At 45.6% G+C, this 16,500-nt stretch carries 15 protein-coding genes and 1 tRNA gene; 7 read left to right on the top strand and 9 right to left on the bottom strand.

The genetic code is table 11. The features are described from left to right. Positions 1-62 precede the first annotated feature (62 nt). Positions 63-1,253 (top strand): IS4 family transposase, encoded by a 1,191-nt coding sequence (locus tag AB9P05_RS21175; protein ID WP_371910833.1) that lies wholly within the window; start codon positions 63-65, stop codon positions 1,251-1,253. 606 nt (positions 1,254-1,859) lie between these two features. Here AB9P05_RS21175 and AB9P05_RS21170 read toward each other — a convergent pair. Further along, positions 1,860-2,444 carry a hypothetical protein gene (locus AB9P05_RS21170; RefSeq protein WP_371910832.1) on the bottom strand — a complete coding sequence of 195 codons (585 nt, stop codon included), beginning with the start codon at positions 2,442-2,444 and terminating at the stop codon, positions 1,860-1,862. Further along, positions 2,441-2,818, bottom strand: coding sequence for a hypothetical protein (locus AB9P05_RS21165; RefSeq protein WP_371910831.1), 378 nt, complete (start codon positions 2,816-2,818; stop codon positions 2,441-2,443). The genes AB9P05_RS21170 and AB9P05_RS21165 overlap by 4 nt, the downstream gene beginning before the upstream one ends. Positions 2,819-2,998: 180 nt before the next feature. On the opposite strand from AB9P05_RS21165, the gene AB9P05_RS21160 reads away from it, so the two are divergent. Together AB9P05_RS21160 and AB9P05_RS21155 are read left to right on the top strand one after the other, a co-directional pair. Then, complete coding sequence (locus AB9P05_RS21160; RefSeq protein WP_371909474.1) at positions 2,999-3,307, top strand: transposase; 309 nt, start codon at positions 2,999-3,001, stop codon at positions 3,305-3,307. Beyond that, positions 3,304-4,251, top strand: a complete 948-nt coding sequence (locus tag AB9P05_RS21155) for an IS3 family transposase (protein ID WP_371910198.1) — start codon at positions 3,304-3,306, stop codon at positions 4,249-4,251. The genes AB9P05_RS21160 and AB9P05_RS21155 overlap by 4 nt, the downstream gene beginning before the upstream one ends. Positions 4,252-4,502: 251 nt before the next feature. Here the strand turns inward: AB9P05_RS21155 and AB9P05_RS21150 are convergent, their stop codons facing one another. Continuing rightward, positions 4,503-5,408 carry a hypothetical protein gene (locus AB9P05_RS21150; RefSeq protein WP_371910830.1) on the bottom strand — a complete coding sequence of 302 codons (906 nt, stop codon included), beginning with the start codon at positions 5,406-5,408 and terminating at the stop codon, positions 4,503-4,505. Between the two features lie 297 nt (positions 5,409-5,705). Here AB9P05_RS21150 and AB9P05_RS21145 point away from each other — a divergent pair, with 297 nt between their 5' ends. Further along, on the top strand, positions 5,706-6,023 hold the full coding sequence (locus AB9P05_RS21145; protein ID WP_371910829.1) for a two-component regulator propeller domain-containing protein: 318 nt from the start codon (positions 5,706-5,708) through the stop codon (positions 6,021-6,023). A 211-nt stretch (positions 6,024-6,234) separates the two neighbouring features. Here AB9P05_RS21145 and AB9P05_RS21140 read toward each other — a convergent pair whose 3' ends face one another. The 3 genes from AB9P05_RS21140 to AB9P05_RS21130 all read right to left on the bottom strand — a co-directional run bounded on the left by AB9P05_RS21140 (position 6,235) and on the right by AB9P05_RS21130 (position 7,608). Continuing rightward, the gene (locus AB9P05_RS21140) at positions 6,235-6,525 is read right to left on the bottom strand and encodes a GIY-YIG nuclease family protein (protein WP_371910828.1); all 291 of its coding nucleotides are present in this window, start codon (positions 6,523-6,525) and stop codon (positions 6,235-6,237) included. A 424-nt stretch (positions 6,526-6,949) separates the two neighbouring features. Continuing rightward, positions 6,950-7,022 (bottom strand) — tRNA-Arg (locus AB9P05_RS21135). A gap of 67 nt (positions 7,023-7,089) precedes the next feature. Next, positions 7,090-7,608 carry an inorganic diphosphatase gene (locus AB9P05_RS21130; protein ID WP_371910827.1) on the bottom strand — a complete coding sequence of 173 codons (519 nt, stop codon included), beginning with the start codon at positions 7,606-7,608 and terminating at the stop codon, positions 7,090-7,092. A gap of 208 nt (positions 7,609-7,816) precedes the next feature. Here AB9P05_RS21130 and AB9P05_RS21125 point away from each other — a divergent pair, with 208 nt between their 5' ends. Genes AB9P05_RS21125 through AB9P05_RS21115 form a run of 3 tightly spaced genes read left to right on the top strand, consistent with a single transcriptional unit; the run spans position 7,817 to position 10,467 of the window. Then, positions 7,817-8,902, top strand: coding sequence for an o-succinylbenzoate synthase (locus AB9P05_RS21125; protein WP_371910826.1), 1,086 nt, complete (start codon positions 7,817-7,819; stop codon positions 8,900-8,902). Next, positions 8,899-9,690 (top strand): SDR family NAD(P)-dependent oxidoreductase, encoded by a 792-nt coding sequence (locus AB9P05_RS21120; RefSeq protein ID WP_371910825.1) that lies wholly within the window; start codon positions 8,899-8,901, stop codon positions 9,688-9,690. The genes AB9P05_RS21125 and AB9P05_RS21120 overlap by 4 nt, the downstream gene beginning before the upstream one ends. Positions 9,691-9,735: 45 nt before the next feature. After that, positions 9,736-10,467 carry a VIT1/CCC1 transporter family protein gene (locus AB9P05_RS21115; RefSeq protein WP_371910824.1) on the top strand — a complete coding sequence of 244 codons (732 nt, stop codon included), beginning with the start codon at positions 9,736-9,738 and terminating at the stop codon, positions 10,465-10,467. Positions 10,468-10,479: 12 nt separating this feature from the next. Here the strand turns inward: AB9P05_RS21115 and AB9P05_RS21110 are convergent, their stop codons facing one another. The 3 genes from AB9P05_RS21110 to topA form a co-directional block, all read right to left on the bottom strand. Then, on the bottom strand, positions 10,480-11,172 hold the full coding sequence (locus AB9P05_RS21110; protein ID WP_371910823.1) for an NAD-dependent deacylase: 693 nt from the start codon (positions 11,170-11,172) through the stop codon (positions 10,480-10,482). A 108-nt stretch (positions 11,173-11,280) separates the two neighbouring features. Then, entirely contained in the window at positions 11,281-13,776 is a 2,496-nt protein-coding gene (locus tag AB9P05_RS21105) for a PAS domain-containing protein (RefSeq protein ID WP_371910822.1), read from the bottom strand. Positions 13,777-14,136: 360 nt separating this feature from the next. After that, positions 14,137-16,452: a type I DNA topoisomerase gene (topA, locus tag AB9P05_RS21100; RefSeq protein WP_371910821.1), complete on the bottom strand. Its 2,316-nt coding sequence runs from the start codon at positions 16,450-16,452 to the stop codon at positions 14,137-14,139. Between the last annotated feature and the right edge of the window lie 48 nt (positions 16,453-16,500).

The raw sequence follows: 16,500 nt of genomic DNA, 5'->3' as shown, positions 1-16,500 counted from the left end.
AGACTGGAAGGCAACCGCAGTTGCCTTATATTATAGGTAGTGAATCAATAATATATCCAGTCATGTCAAAAGTAACACTTTTCAGTCAGATAATCAGCCTTCTTCCCACGGCTAACTTTAGAAGAATAATCCAACATCATCATTCGGACAAGCACAGCAAAGGTTTGAGCACTCGTCACCACCTTATATCGATGCTGTTTTGCCATCTGGCAAAAGCAGACTCAATTAGAGATGTGGTGCAGGGCATGAAAGCTATGTCAAAAAACATCGTTCATTTGGGTATTGATCGAGTCCCCAGTAAGTCCTCTATTGCTTACATGAACAAGCATCGGTCCTGGGAGGTCTTCCGAGACTTTTACTATGAGTTGCAGACACACCTTCAGTCCAGACAGCCCTTCGAACGGACTGGTATGAAACGCCTGAAGCGTAAGGTGTTTATTTTGGACAGCACTACAGTTCCCTTATCGCTGCAGGCCTTTGACTGGGCCCATTTCCGCAGTAGAAAAGGGGCTGTCAAGCTACACACCTTACTGGACTATGACGGCTGTCTTCCTGCCTTTATCGACATGACAGAAGGCAAACAGCATGATATTCAGGCTGCAAGGACAGTAAATATACCCAGTGGTAGTGTATTGGTAGCAGACCGGGCTTACCTGGACTTCAAGTGGTTAAACGATTTGGACAGCACCAGGGTGTATTTTGTGATCAGAGCCAAAAGTAACCTGAAAGCACAACTGATAGCTGATTATGCCATCAATGGTTACAAGGCTACAGACATCATCAGTGACCGGGATATTTGCCTTAAAAGTCCCCGGTCGGCAGAAGCGTATCCGGGTAAACTCAGGCTGGTACGTGTTTGGGACAGCATACAGCAAAAGGAGCTCACCTTCCTGACCAATAACTTCGACTGGCAAGCAAAAACAGTTGCTGATTTGTATAAAAGCCGATGGGAGATCGAGGTGTTCTTTAAGCAGGTGAAGCAAAACCTGAAGATAAAGTCATTTATAGGCACCAGCCCCAACGCTGTGCTCATTCAGGTATGGACGGCTATGATCGTGATATTACTACTCAAATATCTGAAACAGAAAGCAGCATTCAACTGGCATCTGTCCAATTTGGTCACCTTCCTTAGAGTAAGCTTGTTCCTTAAATTAGACCTATATAAATGGCTGGACAGGCCAAGCTTTAGGGAAGACACACCTGCAGAAATACAATTAAGCTTATTTACGTCTAATAATATTAGGGGGGCTTGATTTTGAAATCAGCAAAAAATCAGCGAATAGGAACCAAAAAGAATGATTTATACCTCATTTCAAATCGTTTAGGACGGGTGTGGACACGGTTATTAATTTCTGAGCAAATGTGAATTCAAGACCTCCCTGCCATTCTGCCGGGGCCTCTTTAAGGCAGCAGGGTGCAAATAGCCAACGGGTCCGCCAGTAGTCGGATTTTCAACCCCGGTGGATCATGCCCGGGGACGGAGCATTAAGTTTGCTTTTGCGCTGCCTCTAAACACCAAAGTAAGTCCCCCTTCCGGCCTGGGAAGGTAAATTTGGAATACGAAAGACTATGCGAAAGTGGCCCGACATTCGGTGGTCCGACATTCGGTGGTACCGCATACGGGAACGGCGTAGAACAATGCCTATAATACACCACCGTACCGTGCGCTTACCAGCGTATGTCCCGCCCGCAGCACGCCACAAACCGACCTCCGGATGTATACCGCAGCACAGGCCGAGGCTCTGTCGGGGCTACCTTGATGCTCTATTGGAGCTGTTCTGCTATTCACTTGAAATTTCAACGAACAATAAGCAATGAACACCTGACACTAACACCTTCTGACTTTGCTAGAGGTGTTTCTAATTAGTGGAACTGACATTCCATTTTGGAATAACCTGTTGCATTTTTAGATTAGAGTTTTTAAGACCAACCTCTAATTTTTTGAGGCTTTCGCTTTTATTTGTATTTCCATCTTTTAAAGAAAATATTAGAGTTATGATTATTGGATAGGAGTTTTTTCTGAATTTTTTTAATACTTGTTCAAGTGATTTATTAGACCTATCAGAATTAACAAGGTCTTTATAGGCCTCATCTGCATAACTTCCATAACTTCTCAATAAAGAACCTAAAAAATGAAAATGATCATTAGTTGATACGCTTTTATTAAGTAAATTATCACTTTCCATGTCACAATTATTTCTAAGATCTATTAAGCTGTTCTTACACCAATCCGTAATCTCTAAATCAGGCTTTTGCCAAGCAACTTGCTTCCTTATGAAGGATACATGTAATATTTTTTCTATGGTTTGTGATTGAGATAAAGCTTGTTCAACTGAACTAACTGGGAAAGGTGATTTAATACTTTTTATGTTAATATAAATTGAAGTGATATTTGAAACTGCACCAATTACTTCAAATAATTGTTTGAGTTTTTCTGGAATCATGTATAGTTAAATTTAATATCCCCTGTTAGGAATGTGATATTTTTATTAAGATATTCATTTCCCCAATTTTTATCAAGTTCATTCAGATGTATAATAAAGTATTTTTCGTCATTAGTAAGAGAATTTTTTAAAAGAGAAATATATCGGGTTTTATTAGAAATGTCGCTTTCTTCAATCCACATAATTAGGGAATCAAGGGATCTAAAATAATATTCCCAGTTTAAATTATTTAGCTCAATAATTTCATTAAATGCATTTTTGAAGCTTTTTCCTTCATTGATAAGGCTTTGAATGAGTCTTCTTTTTTCGATAAAAAACTTGCCTCCTCTTATCCATTGTTTTTCTGAATTACCTTCTTGTCTCCAAAATGTCATCTGTTCAAAACGATATTGATTAAAAAGACGATAAAGTTCAAAGAAATATGATTCGAACTCCTTTATTCTAGAATCACGAATAGTTTGCTTTTCTAAACTTTGCTGAAGTAAAAACTTCTTAGCCCCCTAAATAACTGGACAATGAATTCTACAAGTTAACTTTACTAACTTGTATCTCAAATGAAACGAAGACACTGGACCGCTGAACAGAAGCTTCAGATTCTTTTAGAAGCAGAAAAGGAAGGCATTACAGCCACCATCCGCAAGCACGGTATCTATAGCAATACTTTCTATCAATGGAAGGAAAAGTATGATACTGGTGGCATAGATGCCCTAGCCAGCAAGCATTATAAAGTAGACCCTGAGCTTAAGCGCTTGCAAAAGGAAAACCAGCAGTTAAAAGAGATGCTGGCTGAAAAAGAGCTGGCCCTGCGCATTAAAGAAGAGCTTTTAAAAAAAAGCACTGCCAAAAAGCGTACAGGCTCATGATTGCTCAAAAGTATATTAACCTGGGTTATGCTACATATAAAGTGCTGCCTTTATGTGGCCTGAGTAGAAGCTCTTATTACTATCAATCCAAGACAGGCAAGAGAGGGCGTAAAGTAAGCCAACATACCCTGAGCCATGATGGTATTCTTTACAGCAATGCCTATGTGCTGGAGCGGATCGAATGGCTCTTAAGCCAGGAGTTTATTGATTATGGTTATGAGAAGGTAGCGGCCTGGTTGAAAAACACCGAAAGGCTCGTTATCAACGAGAAAAAAGTTTATCGGCTCATGAAGCAGGCTCGCTTGCTCAGTCAGCGCATTAGGCGCAACAAACGTGGCAAACGCATTGCTCAGGATCTTCTTCCTAGCCCGGAAGCAGCTTTTCAATGCCTGCAGACCGATATCAAGTATATCTATATTCACGGTCAGCATCGTAATGCGCTGCTAATTACCGTATTGGATGTATACTCCCGGGGAGTATTAGGCTACAGGTTGGCCTGGAGCGTGACCAAGCACCAGGTGATCGAACTAATGAAAGAAATACTTTACCATTACCAGTTACCTGAAAAAGCAACCTTACGAACCGATAACGGTAGTCAGTTTGAGGCAGGGCTGTTTCGGGAATACCTAAAGGAAATGGCCATCGAGCATGAGTTCACGCATGTAGCTACACCGCAGGAGAACTGCTATATTGAGTCCTTTCATTCCATCATAGAAAGCGCCGTATGCTCAAAATATGAGTTCGAGGACCTGCAGGAAGCAAAGGAGACCTTCAATCGCTTTATGAACTTTTACAACCACGAGCGTCTACATGGCAGCCTTGGAAAACAAGCGCCCAGTCAGTTCCTTAAAAGAACAAACAGCGCCAAGAAACTACGTAACTTGCCACTGGAACAGACAACAGATGGTAAGCTAAAACTAACAACTCAACTTGTAGAATCTTAGTCCTATTTTTAAGGGGTTAGGACAAAAATGAGTAAAATATCAATAATAGAGTAAAAGGAGTCGCGATAGAAGCAGTTACACCACCTATAAAACCACCTAGATTATTCCATTCAGTCATATCACTTGAAACATTTCTGTCATGGAAAAAATAAAGTAATATTAACCATGGAGCAATTATGATTATCATTACCATTAAATATACATAACGCTTTTTCATTTGCTATTTAATTAAATGTACTTAATTAGGAGAGTTAGGTGTCACCGTAGGTTCTATTTTTCCAATCTATATTTCTTGTTTTACCTTGTGGGCAAATAACTCCTTGAGCATTACTATCGAAATATTCACTTGATAGTTCTTCTAGGCAATCAATAAACCCCTTTAAATGTCTACTTGTAGCCCATGCTTTTGTATTTATCTGGAACATAAAATCTAGAATCCGTCCTGTTTTTCCAAGGCTCCCTAATTCTATAAAATATTCCTCGTTATTGTCTTTTAGGAAAACTATTGCCTTCGCGTTTTCATCAAATATTACTTTGGATTTTTCTTCACCCATCCAAGTTTCAAAATTGTTAGAGCTTCGCGCGAAGAGATGTTTATATTGTATAGATCTTGTATGTCTTAATATTTCTTCTAGTAAATCTCTTTCGGTTCTTATTTCTTCATGACCTTCATGGGGTGTTGAATCTAATATATTGGAGATTTGAGAATCTAAATCAGGCCACATCTTTTCAAAAGTAACTTCAAGAACCTTATCTTCTAAAGGCACTTTCAATTCGCGGTTTATATCCTTGAGCAGCTTAAAAACATCATTCTTATTAAATTTTGTATTCTGAAATTGACTTAACGGTCCTTGGAGGTCTGTTTCTTTAATACCAAAAAGAAAAGTGCATACTCTACCCGTGTTTATGTTTTTAGAGATTGCTCCAGCTTCAAAAAGTATCCAAGGTGCTGTGGTATTTTCATCAGTCATTATCAAAATGCCGAAACCAGCCTGCTCAAGTTTAAATGAAATTTCGCTACTCCATCTCTTACCTTTTGCAATATCATTTGACGAATAGAATGGTTTTGTTACTTGGATAACTGTAGGAATCCATGTTTTTAGTGCCTCTGCTATTTTTTGACTTTTTGGACCAGACCAACTAAGAAATATATCCATATTTACTGTTTGTTTCCATTTGTGCTAATTTATACAGATATCTTATTTATCTCTATTAAATTTTTCACATCAAATTCCCAACCCCGCGTGAGGGATAGAGCCATTGTCGGAGCCCGTGTTGGCCTTGTGCGGGGGCAGGCGACTGGTCCGTCGAAAGCCGGATAGACTTGAGCCCGGCCCGGCCGACCTAAGGAGGCCGGGACACGCCCAAACCCACCTCCATTACCCATCCCCACAATCCCCACCGCACCCCCTCCCCAAATACCTTAAAAATTGTTACTTTACGGGTCTGAAATTATGGGGTACAGATCGTTTGTCATCGTCTTTCTTGTTTTGGTGCTGCTGCCTGTGTTGGGCATGGCGCAGGAGATTAAGTTTCAGCACCTGGGCATCAGGGAGGGGCTGAAGAGCTCTAAGGTGTTTGATATAGTCGAGGACGATGCGGGCTTTGTGTGGTTTGCGACGGAAAACGGCATCAGCCGCTACGATGGCAGCCAGATGAGGACGTACATGCTGGACAGGGTAGAGGGGGGTGAAGTAAACTTAAAGCTCCGTTCCCGGACAAGCGATAGCGCGATCCGGGACCCGTCTGCTACTAGCTTAATGTCTACTTAAAGCGACCCCATCGGAATGGTAGCAAGGCTCCTAAGAGGCATTCGCTGTTTCTTCATCAGGCGGTAAGATTGGCTGCCGCATTCCATTGCTTACGGATCCCGGACTAGGCGTCCTCGGTCAAGCCCGGGAATGGCTGTAACGAGAGGGTCTGTACGACTTGCTTCTGTGTTTCATTGCTGACGGATCCCGGGTCTAAGCCCGGGAATGGTGGTTAAGTAAGCATTTCTTCGAATAAATCCTTCCAATCCGGATTCTTCTTATCGATCAACTCTTCCTTCCACTTGCGGAGGTAGCGTTTAAGCTGTCTTTCTCGTCTAATGGCTTCATCTGCATCATAGTATGTTTCATAGTAAACGATTTTATTACAGTTCCACTTGGCAGTAAAGCCTTTATACAACTTCTCCTTATGTTCCAGGCTTCTTCGGAATACGTCATCAGTGAATCCGGTGTATAGAACTGTATTGTTTTTATTGGTAATGATGTAGACGTAGAAAGTCTGCATGTGTGGGCATAGCTTAATTGAAGGTACGAATCTAGGAAGAGTTTTCCTCAAAAGTCAACTTAAAGCTTAGCTCCCGGACAAGCGATGGCACGATCCGGAGATTGTGGTGAAGCGAACTTAAAGCTCCGTCCCCGGCCTCCGAGCCGGGGCCCGTCTACCACTAGCTGATAGGTCAGCTTAAAGTGTCCCCTTTAGAATGGCAGCGAGGTCTGTAATTGACATTTGCTGTTAATCCATCCGGCTGTGAGATTGGCCTCTGCTTTTCATAGTTGACGGATCCCGGACTAGGCGTCCCAGCCTCGTTGCCCGGCAATGGCTGTGAAGGTGGCTTTAATATAAGTAACAGGGGACCTTAGCATGCACGGTTGAGTGGATGGGACAACAAAAAAGCCGATCCTTTTCAAGATCGGCTTGTCATGCATTGTGCTCCCAAAGGGAGTCGAACCCCTATCGCTAGAACCGGAATCTAGTATTCTATCCAGTTGAACTATGGGAGCAAAATGAGGTCACAAATATAGAAGGTTTTGTGATACCTCACAATAATTTGCCTTTTAGGCACAAAGATTATTCTGCGGCTTCTTTTTGCTTATTCTCTTCGTAGAAACGCTTCGCTTCGTGGTAAGCTTTGATGGCGGCATCCTTGTTTTCCCAGCCTTCTATACCCACTTTCTTTTCTTCAAGGTCCTTATATACCTGGAAGAAGTGCTCGATCTCCTTGATAAGGTGTTCGTTCACCTCCTCAAGTGCGTGAAGCTTATTCCAGATAGGGTCGCGTACAGGCACGCAGAGCAGCTTGGCATCGGGGCCCTTCTCATCTTCCATACGGAAGAGGCCAATGATGCGCACTTCTATAAGGCAGCCGGGGAAGGTAGGCTCAGATACCAGCACCAGTGCATCCAGTGCGTCACCATCTTTAGCAAGAGTTTCAGGAATAAAGCCATAATCTGCCGGGTAGTGCATAGAAGAGAAGATCATACGATCATAGCGGATCATCTTCTTTTCATAGTCGTACTCGTACTTATTGCGGCTTCCCTTGGGTATCTCCACTACCACATCTATAGTAAAGTCTTCGTTTTGCGCCATTGAGTAAAAATTTTATCCGTAAAAAAATTAATAGTGGATAGTCCACTTATATCTGGCAATGAGTGATTTACTCACTGCGGTTACGTCTTTCGTTTTGGCATATCTGGCATGGACGTAACAGTCGGGCCGCAAAGGTAGTCCATATATAGCAAAGAGGTAAAAAAATCCTCTACAAATGTTAAGTTTGGCCTCTGAAAAACGAGTGATTATGAGTCTGCAGGCATCCTGGAAAAGATACACCCTTAATTTCACCTTTGACGCCGGTACAAGTCGCGGTGTTATGCGCAGCCGCGATACGTGGATACTAAAGGTATGGCGGGAGGAGGAGCCATATACGTATGGCCTTGGAGAGGCTGGCCCGCTTCCCGGTCTAAGTATAGACCACCGGCCGGATATCGAATCACACCTGGAGCGTCTCACCCGGTTGATGGGGCAGTTGGCGTATCCTGCCGATGAAGCAGACGCTTTACAAGTGGCAGCCAGCATAGTACCGGATGAGTGGCCGAGCCTTCGCTTTGCCGTAGAAACCGCCCTGCTGGACCTGCTGCATGGAGGGAGGCGAAGCATCCTGCCCGGAGCTTTTGAGGCCATGCCCCGTGTCCCTATTAACGGCCTGATCTGGATGGGGGATAAGCCTTTTATGCTGCAGCAGATGGAGGATAAACTTGCTGCGGGCTTTACCTGCCTTAAGATGAAGATAGGCGCTATTGATGGTGCAGAGGAAGAGGATGTGCTGGATGCCATCAGGGAACGCCTCCCGGCCAGTGAACTGATCCTGCGGGTAGACGCCAACGGAGCATTTTCCCCGGATGAAGCCCCCGAGAGACTCAAAAGTCTGGCAAGGTACGATCTTCACTCTATCGAGCAACCCATAAAACCGGGCCAGCGCGCAATATTGGCTGACCTTTGTCAGAGTAGCCCGGTCCCCGTAGCACTGGATGAAGAGCTTATTGGTATTCACAGTAAGCAGGAGAGGGCTGAGTTACTGGATGAGGTTAAGCCATTTGGCATAGTGCTAAAGCCCAGCCTGGTAGGGGGTATAGCCGCCACCCGCGAGTGGATAGGCCTGGCAGAGGATCGTGGTATCACCTGGTGGATCACGTCCGCCCTGGAATCTAATATAGGCCTCAATGCCATTGCTCAGCTAACGGCCTCCTACAAACCGGTAATGCACCAGGGCTTAGGTACGGGGCAGCTATATGATAACAATTTCCCATCACCATTGGTCATAAGACAGGGTTCACTGCAGTATGATAAAGCAGTAACCTGGGATTTATCGCAACTAGACGAATGAATTACGCACTCATAACCGGCGCCAGCGGAGGCATTGGCGCAGCAATGGCAAGAAGACTAGCCGAAGAAGGGCTGAACGTATTGCTGGTAGCACGAAGTGAAGACAAGCTCAGGGAGCTGAAGGCTGAGATCCGGGAGGAGTTCCGGGTAGGAGTAGAGTACCTGCCTTTGGACCTGCTGGAAGAAGGAGCCGTAGATACGCTGCTGGACTGGTGCCATGCGAATGAGTACTTTGTGCGTATCCTTATCAATAATGCGGGCGTAGGGGAGTGGGGGCCTTTTGAAGAAAAAGACCTGCAGAGCCAACTGAGTATGATGCACCTGAACCAGGATGTGATGGTGTCTCTGACCCACGCTTTCCTTGAAAAGATGCACACCTTCAGCAGTGCTCACATACTGAATGTAGGTAGTACGGCCAGCTATCAGCCTATCCCGTTTTTTGCCGTATATGCTGCCACCAAGGCATTTGTACTTTCTTTTACCCGTGCTTTGCGCCATGAACTGCGCCGTTCGCCTATTAACGTCAGTTGTCTCTGTCCCGGCCCTACTGACAGTGATTTTTTCAGTCGAGCCGGATTCATCAGTAAGCAGGCCAACTCGATCATGATGGCTCCGGAGGCAGTAGCAGATATCGCCATAAAAGGACTATTCAAAAGTAAAGCAGTCATAGTGCCCGGTTTTTCCAATGGACTGGGAGTGGTCATGAGTAAGATTTTGCCCCAAGGGATGCTTTCAGGCATAGTGGGGAGTATATTTAAGCCCCGCAGCGAGCGTATGATAGAGGACTAGCCTTTTTCTTTTTTGCTTAATGGCTAAGTGGTTTTATCTTGCCTCATGCAAAAGATAGAAGATAAGCTGCACACGGGTAAGAAACTCTTTCTGTTCGACAGGGCTTACATTTCCGAGTTTGTGTACGGGGGAATCGACGGAGCCATTACGACCTTTGCTGTGGTAGCCGGTGCAGCAGGGGCCAATGCAGATCTGAAGTGGGTGCTTATATTCGGTTTTGCGAATCTTATTGCAGACGGTTTCAGCATGTCCGTAGGTAATTTTCTGTCTGTAAAAGCAGAACATGAAGATTACGATAAGCACCGTGAGATTGAATATTGGGAGATAGAGAATCTTCGTGAGAAAGAAATAGAGGAGATACGCGAAATCTACGCCGCTAAAGGGTTTAAAGGGGAGTTGCTCGAGCAGGTGGTGGAAGTGATCACTTCCAATGATGATGTGTGGGTGGATACCATGATGAAAGAAGAGCTGGAGATGGCCAAAGACGACAAGGCACCTATCCAAACAGCCACGGCTACCTTTCTGTCTTTCATTGCCATTGGGCTTATCCCCCTGCTCAGTTACCTGGCAGCTATTATCTTTGATCTGGGTAAGGGCAACTTGTTCCTCTACTCTTGCATTGCCACCGGTATCGGGCTTATAGTAGTGGGCAACCTGAAAGCAGTAGCTACCCGTACTAACCGGTTCAGGGCCATTGCTGAGACTCTTTCTCTTGGTGGCATTGCCGCGTTTCTCGCTTATTTTGTTGGCGAGGTACTACAGCGCTACTTACTGTGATATGCCGTGTATTTACCTGTATCTTTCAAGTAAAATATCTTTGAGTTTTTTCATGCCCGTAGAGGCATTTTCCTGTATAGCCGTCACATCTTCACGGCCATAAACTTCAGGCACATTAGGGTCTACCACAAATATGGGGGTATTTCGTGCGGTATAATCTACAAGACCTGCAGCGGGGTATACTACTAGTGAGGTGCCTACCACCACAAATACATCGGCCTTCATAGCCAGGGCAGCCGCGGGTTCCATCATGGGCACCATCTCGCCAAACCATACGATATGCGGCCTGAGCTGAGAGCCCTTCTCGCACTTATCACCCAGCATGATCTCATCACCCTCCATGTCGTATACCAGGTGCTCATCCAGCGAGCTGCGACATTTGAATATTTCACCGTGCAAATGAAGAACTTTCGTAGAACCTGCCCTCTCATGCAGGTTATCTATATTCTGCGTGATGACCTGTACCTCAAAATGCTCTTCTAAAGAGGCGATTAATTTATGGCCCTCGTTGGGTTCAGCCTTCCGGGCCGCTTTCCGGCGCTGATTATAAAAGTCCAGAACCAGTTCAGGATCACGCTTCCAGCCTTGAGGTGAGGCTACTTCCATTACATCGTGCCCCTCCCACAGACCATTTGCATCGCGAAAGGTAGGGATGCCGCTCTCCGCACTAATCCCTGCACCACTAAGTACCACCAGGTTTTTCATAAGTTAAAGTTTATTCGTTCATGTATGAGTATACATGTCAACTGGCTGAATACAAAAATGGCCCGGCAATTATTTACCGGGCCATTGATTTCTATTTCTCTGAGCGACTTAATATTGGTTTATCTTCCAGTTAGTCGCCTCTGCTTTATCATCATTATCCAGCCGGCCATTTTTGATCTTATTCCCTTTATTGGTTTCTACTCCCAGGGCCTTTCTCAATTTGGCTATTTCTTTATCGCGGGTGTCCTTTTCTTCCAGGGCCTCACGATACTCGGTGATATCCCTGGATAGGACAGAGGCACCGGTGATCTTACCGTTTTCATCGTACACGGGCTGGTAGTACACCTTTATATAGAGGGATTTATCTCCCACCTTACGTTCCTGATTTTCGGTAAAGCTTTCACCATTAAGGGTACGCTGATAACGTTCTCTCCAGAACTCAACCGATTCCTGCGGCAGGATCTCCAGTATATGATCGCCTTCCTTAAGGTCCATACCTGAGGATTCAAAGCGCTTCCTAAGCGTTTCATTCACGATAGTAATGCGGAAGTCCTGGTCAATGGCAAAGAAGGTGTCATCCGTATTATTGATCACCGAGTTGACGATACCCTGTTTACGCTCCAGTTCGCGTTGCACCTGCACAATGTCCGTTACATCACGGGCAATCACTGATACACCGATTACTTTCCCCTCCACGTTCATGATAGGGTTATGGTAGGTCTCCACCACCTGTAGCTTATCGTCGAGCATGCGCTCTTCAAATTGCTTATAGCTTTCACCGGAAAGGGCGCGGTCATAGCGCTCCTTCCATTTAGCACGCTGGTCTGCAGGCAGTACCTCCAGTATATTCACGCCTGCCTTCAGGTCTATGCCCGCTTTCTTATACTTATTGCGGAGCGTGTCATTAACTACCGTAATGCAGTAGTCTCTGTCTATAGCAAAAATGGTGTCATTCGTATTATTTATCAGCGCATTGAGATTGCTCTCTTTGTCCCTGATTTCATTTTGTGTGCGGCGCATCTCTTCCTGCGTAGCCTGCAGTTCCTCCATATTCTGGCGCATCTCCTCTTCCTGAGCCAGCATTTGTTCGGTTATCTCCTGAGATTCCTCCAGCAGCTTACGGGTACGCTCATTATTGGTGGTAGTGGCAATAGAGGCAGCAAGGTTTTCGCTAAGTTTTTGTATAAACTCAACCTGATAATCCTCAAGGGGCTTGAAAGAAGCCAGTTCCACTACGCCGATTGTTTCCTCGTTATACACCAAAGGCACTACCAGTATTGCTTTGGGATTAGCATGCCCCAGGCCTGAACGGATGTTAATGTAGCTATCCGGAACCTCGGTGATGATGATGGTATCATTTTCCTGCCAGCTTTGTCCGGCTATCCCTTCCCCTTTATGTATTCGTGTGCCGGTCTTTTTGTGGCGCTCAAATGCATAGCAGCTTATCAGTTCCATGTAGGGCTCGTTCTCTTCCTCATCTTTCACGAGGAAAATACCCCCCTGGATGGCGCCACTGTATTTGGTTAGCTGTACGATGACCTCGTCGCACAGCTCTTTGATATTATCTTTATTGCGCAGAATGTCGGCAAACTGCGCCAGGCCCTCATTAACCCAGTTGCGCTGACGGTCTTCCCGGGCCACCTGGGAAAGGCTGCTTCGCATCCCTGCCAGTGATTCACCCAGCACACCTTCGTTATTGAATACCACTATGTCATTATCAAACTCGCGCTTACCTACAAGTGTGGCAAAATGCTGCACGTTTCGTAGTTGCATGATAAGGGCATTAAGTTGCTTAATTATGTAGCGCGTTTCGTTGCGCTCCTGGGGCATCGGCTCTGGCAGGTTACCGTTACTGAGTGCTTTGAGCGTTTTAGAGATACGGTAGATGCTCATAATAACGGCGCGCACGATCCATATACCAAATGCGATTGACAGGACCACACAGAGGGCCATGACAATATAGGCCATGATATCGAGTACCAGTATGATGTCCTCCAGGCTGGCGTGCTTTTCCTCGTCTATCTCAGTGAAGAGGGCCCCCAACTGCTGGGCACGATAAGTGAGGTCTATGCTTGCCGGTACTACCTGCTCATCCAGGTTATTCAGCAGGTTTTTCTGGGTAATAGATAGGGCTGAGTCATTATTTTCGAAGTAATCAGCTCTGACCAGGTCATTCTGAGCGCTTTCTATCAGGTCAGCCTGATTGCGGCGCAGCTGGTTCAGTTTCTTTTCCATACCCCGCCAGATGCGCTCAGCCTCAGCTTGTACAAGCGACCCGCGATGATTCTTAAGCGTGGCTACCGCAGGGAATATGTCTTCTTCCCAGGCAGCTTCCCACTGCACCCGGTAGGTCTCTTCGCCTGACTGCAGGTATGTAGTGAGCATCAGGGTGGACTTATGCAGGCCTTTGGCTGCCCGCTCTCCTGCCTTGGCTCCGGGCTGGTAAATGGTATGCTGCTGTAGTGCCGTTTCCTCAATGAGGTCCGCCTGCCGGGCGGTAACAAATATGTAGATAAGGGTAAGTCCCCCCATTACGGTGAGGCTAAGGATAATCCTGTTACGCAGGCTTCCAAAGTCTAAAAAGCGTGATGATGATTGGCCCATATTCAAATTCACTTTAGCGCTTTCCGCCTATCCTTTCTTACATGGGAAAGAATACGCGTTTAAAATGATAAAATGCTTCAAAAAACACTTCATATACAATATAAAAATTTTAGTGAATTTAATTTGAACATCTTTTACTGACTGTGTACATAAGTAGCGGAAACCTTGCCCAGGTTTAGCATGGTAATTTCCGTAAGTATTTATTTTTAAAAATAATCCTTCCGTCACCCTATCTTTCTGTCAGTAGAAGATTGTTATAAGAATCAAAAAGAGTAGGGATGGACCAAGCTTGTTGCAAAACATAGCATTCTGCAAAAAACCTTACATAAAAAAAGCCCGTTTTACACGGGCTTTTTCGTTCTATTTCTTTTTACTTCTTCCTTTTTTGACCGGGGTCTTTTCGGCCAGGTCCAGGCATTCTTCCAGCGTGAGTTCCTTAGGATCTTTGTCTTTAGGAATTTTCACATTCTTCTTGCCTACCTTAATATAGGGTCCCCACCGGCCATTAAGTATCTGTACGTCCGGATTTTCATCAAATGATTTGATATGCTTCTCGGCGTCTGCCTTTCGTTTAGCCAGGATGAGCTCTATCGCTCTTTCCTCACTTACGCTGTGAGGATCATCTTCTTTAGGCAGACTGACAAACTTACTATCATGACGAATGTAGGGGCCAAAGCGCCCGATGGCGGCCACGACCTTTTTATCCTCGAACATCCCCACATCACGAGGCAGCTTGAATAGCTCCAGGGCATCTTCCAGGGTAATGTTTTCGATAAATTGCCCTTTACGTAAGCTTGCATACTGGGGCTTTTCGCCATCCTCTTCCTGGTCACCTATCTGAGCCAGCGGACCGAAACGGCCAAGCCTTACGATTACCTTCCTGCCTGACTTTGGATCTACCCCTAACTCACGCGAAGAGGGTACCTCTGACCGCTCAATATTTTCTGTCTGCTCCACGCGGTCATGAAAATTGCCGTAGAAGTCTTCGATCATCTGCTCCCAGGCCTTGCCGCCATGGGCTATCTCATCAAATTCTTTCTCAACCTTGGCTGTAAAAGAATAGTCGATCACAGTAGGGAAGTGCTCCTTAAGGAAATCATTCACCACCATGGCGATATTTGTAGGGAAGAGCTTATTCTTTTCCGAACCGGTGGTTTCGGTTTTCTCCTCACGGCCAACCTTATCATTGCTGAGGGTAAACTCAACGTAGGTTCTTTCTCTGCCATCCCGTGATTCTTTGATCACATAGCCTCTTTTTTGCACTGTAGAAATAGTAGGGGCGTAAGTCGACGGACGACCGATACCCATTTCTTCCAGTTTTTTAACGAGACTGGCTTCTGTATAGCGGGCGGGAGGGCGGCTGAATCCCTGACGGGCCTTCATTTCCTGCAAGTCCAGTATCTGGCCTGTTTCAAGCGGTGGCAGCATGCCCTTACTTTCGCTTGGCTCATCGTCCTCATCGGTAGACTCAATATATACTTTCAAAAACCCTTCAAACTTCACTACCTCACCGGTGGCAGTCAGGTTCTTGTCTACCGTACTTATATCAATAGTGGCCGTAGTCTTCTCCAGTTGAGCGTCTGACATTTGCGAGGCAATGGCTCGCTTCCAGATCAGTTCATACAGACGCTGCCCGTTACGGTCCTCACCTGCTTCGTGTACAGAAAAATCGGTGGGGCGAATGGCTTCGTGAGCTTCCTGTGCACCGGCCGACTTGGTCTTATAGTGGCGCTCTTTAAAATACTCCTTGCCATAAGCTGAAACGATCTCTTTGCTGGCACTTTGAATAGCCTCTTCAGACAGATTCACAGAGTCGGTACGCATGTAACTGATCTTACCTGCTTCGTACAGTCGCTGTGCCAGCGTCATGGTCTGGGCCACAGAAAAACCCAGCTTGCGTGAGGCTTCCTGTTGCAGGGTAGAAGTGGTAAAGGGTGGGGCAGGAGTCTTTTTGGCAGGCTTTGTCTCCAGGCGCGCGATGGAATACTCTGCGCCCACACAATCCTGCAGAAACTTTTCGGCCTCTTCTTCTTCCTTAAAGCGCTCGCTGAGTTCAGCGTTGAGCACTTTGCCTTTGCCAAGATCAAAGCGAGCCACCACCCGGTAGCTGCTCTTGGCTTCGTATTTATCTATTTCTCTCTCCCGCTCAACCACGAGGCGTACAGCCACTGATTGCACACGGCCGGCAGAAAGACCTGTCTTAATTTTTTTCCAGAGAATAGGACTAAGCTCAAAACCTACCAGGCGGTCAAGGATACGGCGGGCCTGCTGAGCATTGACCAGATCCAAGTCTATCCCCCGGGGATTACTAATAGCCGATTCTATCGCCTTTCTGGTGATTTCGCGAAACACGATCCGGCGTGTTTTGGCTTCGTTCAGGTCCAGTGCCTCCATAAGGTGCCAGGAAATGGCTTCCCCCTCACGGTCATCATCACTTGCCAGGAATATGGTATCACAGTTTTTCGCCAGTTTCTTCAGTTCGCTTACCACCTTCTTTTTATCGTCGGTGACTACGTAGGTCGGCTTAAATCCGTTTTCTATATCTATCGCTTTATCCGCCTTAGGCAGATCGCGCACATGGCCGTAACTTGACGTAACGGTGAAGTCTTTTCCCAGGTACCCCTCTATTGTTTTTGCTTTTGCCGGTGACTCGACAATGACCAGGTTCTTGGGCATTCTTCTAAGGTTTAAGATTCAAAAGTCTTCAAATATGAAGAAAAATCA

This window comes from Roseivirga sp. BDSF3-8 (assembly GCF_041449215.1).
In the GTDB taxonomy this organism is placed as follows: Bacteria; Bacteroidota; Bacteroidia; order Cytophagales; family Cyclobacteriaceae; genus JBGNFV01.
This window is presented reverse-complemented; position numbering and strand designations above follow the sequence as displayed.

Coding starts and splice junctions, on each gene's coding strand:
- AB9P05_RS21130 (WP_371910827.1), bottom strand. CDS start 7,608: ATGGCGCAAAACGAAGACTTTACTATAGATGTGGTAGTGGAGATACCC.
- topA (WP_371910821.1), bottom strand. CDS start 16,452: ATGCCCAAGAACCTGGTCATTGTCGAGTCACCGGCAAAAGCAAAAACA.
- AB9P05_RS21115 (WP_371910824.1), top strand. CDS start 9,736: ATGCAAAAGATAGAAGATAAGCTGCACACGGGTAAGAAACTCTTTCTG.
- AB9P05_RS21105 (WP_371910822.1), bottom strand. CDS start 13,776: ATGGGCCAATCATCATCACGCTTTTTAGACTTTGGAAGCCTGCGTAAC.
- AB9P05_RS21125 (WP_371910826.1), top strand. CDS start 7,817: ATGAGTCTGCAGGCATCCTGGAAAAGATACACCCTTAATTTCACCTTT.
- AB9P05_RS21120 (WP_371910825.1), top strand. CDS start 8,899: ATGAATTACGCACTCATAACCGGCGCCAGCGGAGGCATTGGCGCAGCA.
- AB9P05_RS21165 (WP_371910831.1), bottom strand. CDS start 2,818: ATGACATTTTGGAGACAAGAAGGTAATTCAGAAAAACAATGGATAAGA.
- AB9P05_RS21150 (WP_371910830.1), bottom strand. CDS start 5,408: ATGGATATATTTCTTAGTTGGTCTGGTCCAAAAAGTCAAAAAATAGCA.
- AB9P05_RS21170 (WP_371910832.1), bottom strand. CDS start 2,444: ATGATTCCAGAAAAACTCAAACAATTATTTGAAGTAATTGGTGCAGTT.
- AB9P05_RS21175 (WP_371910833.1), top strand. CDS start 63: ATGTCAAAAGTAACACTTTTCAGTCAGATAATCAGCCTTCTTCCCACG.
- AB9P05_RS21145 (WP_371910829.1), top strand. CDS start 5,706: ATGGGGTACAGATCGTTTGTCATCGTCTTTCTTGTTTTGGTGCTGCTG.
- AB9P05_RS21110 (WP_371910823.1), bottom strand. CDS start 11,172: ATGAAAAACCTGGTGGTACTTAGTGGTGCAGGGATTAGTGCGGAGAGC.
- AB9P05_RS21140 (WP_371910828.1), bottom strand. CDS start 6,525: ATGCAGACTTTCTACGTCTACATCATTACCAATAAAAACAATACAGTT.
- AB9P05_RS21155 (WP_371910198.1), top strand. CDS start 3,304: ATGATTGCTCAAAAGTATATTAACCTGGGTTATGCTACATATAAAGTG.
- AB9P05_RS21160 (WP_371909474.1), top strand. CDS start 2,999: ATGAAACGAAGACACTGGACCGCTGAACAGAAGCTTCAGATTCTTTTA.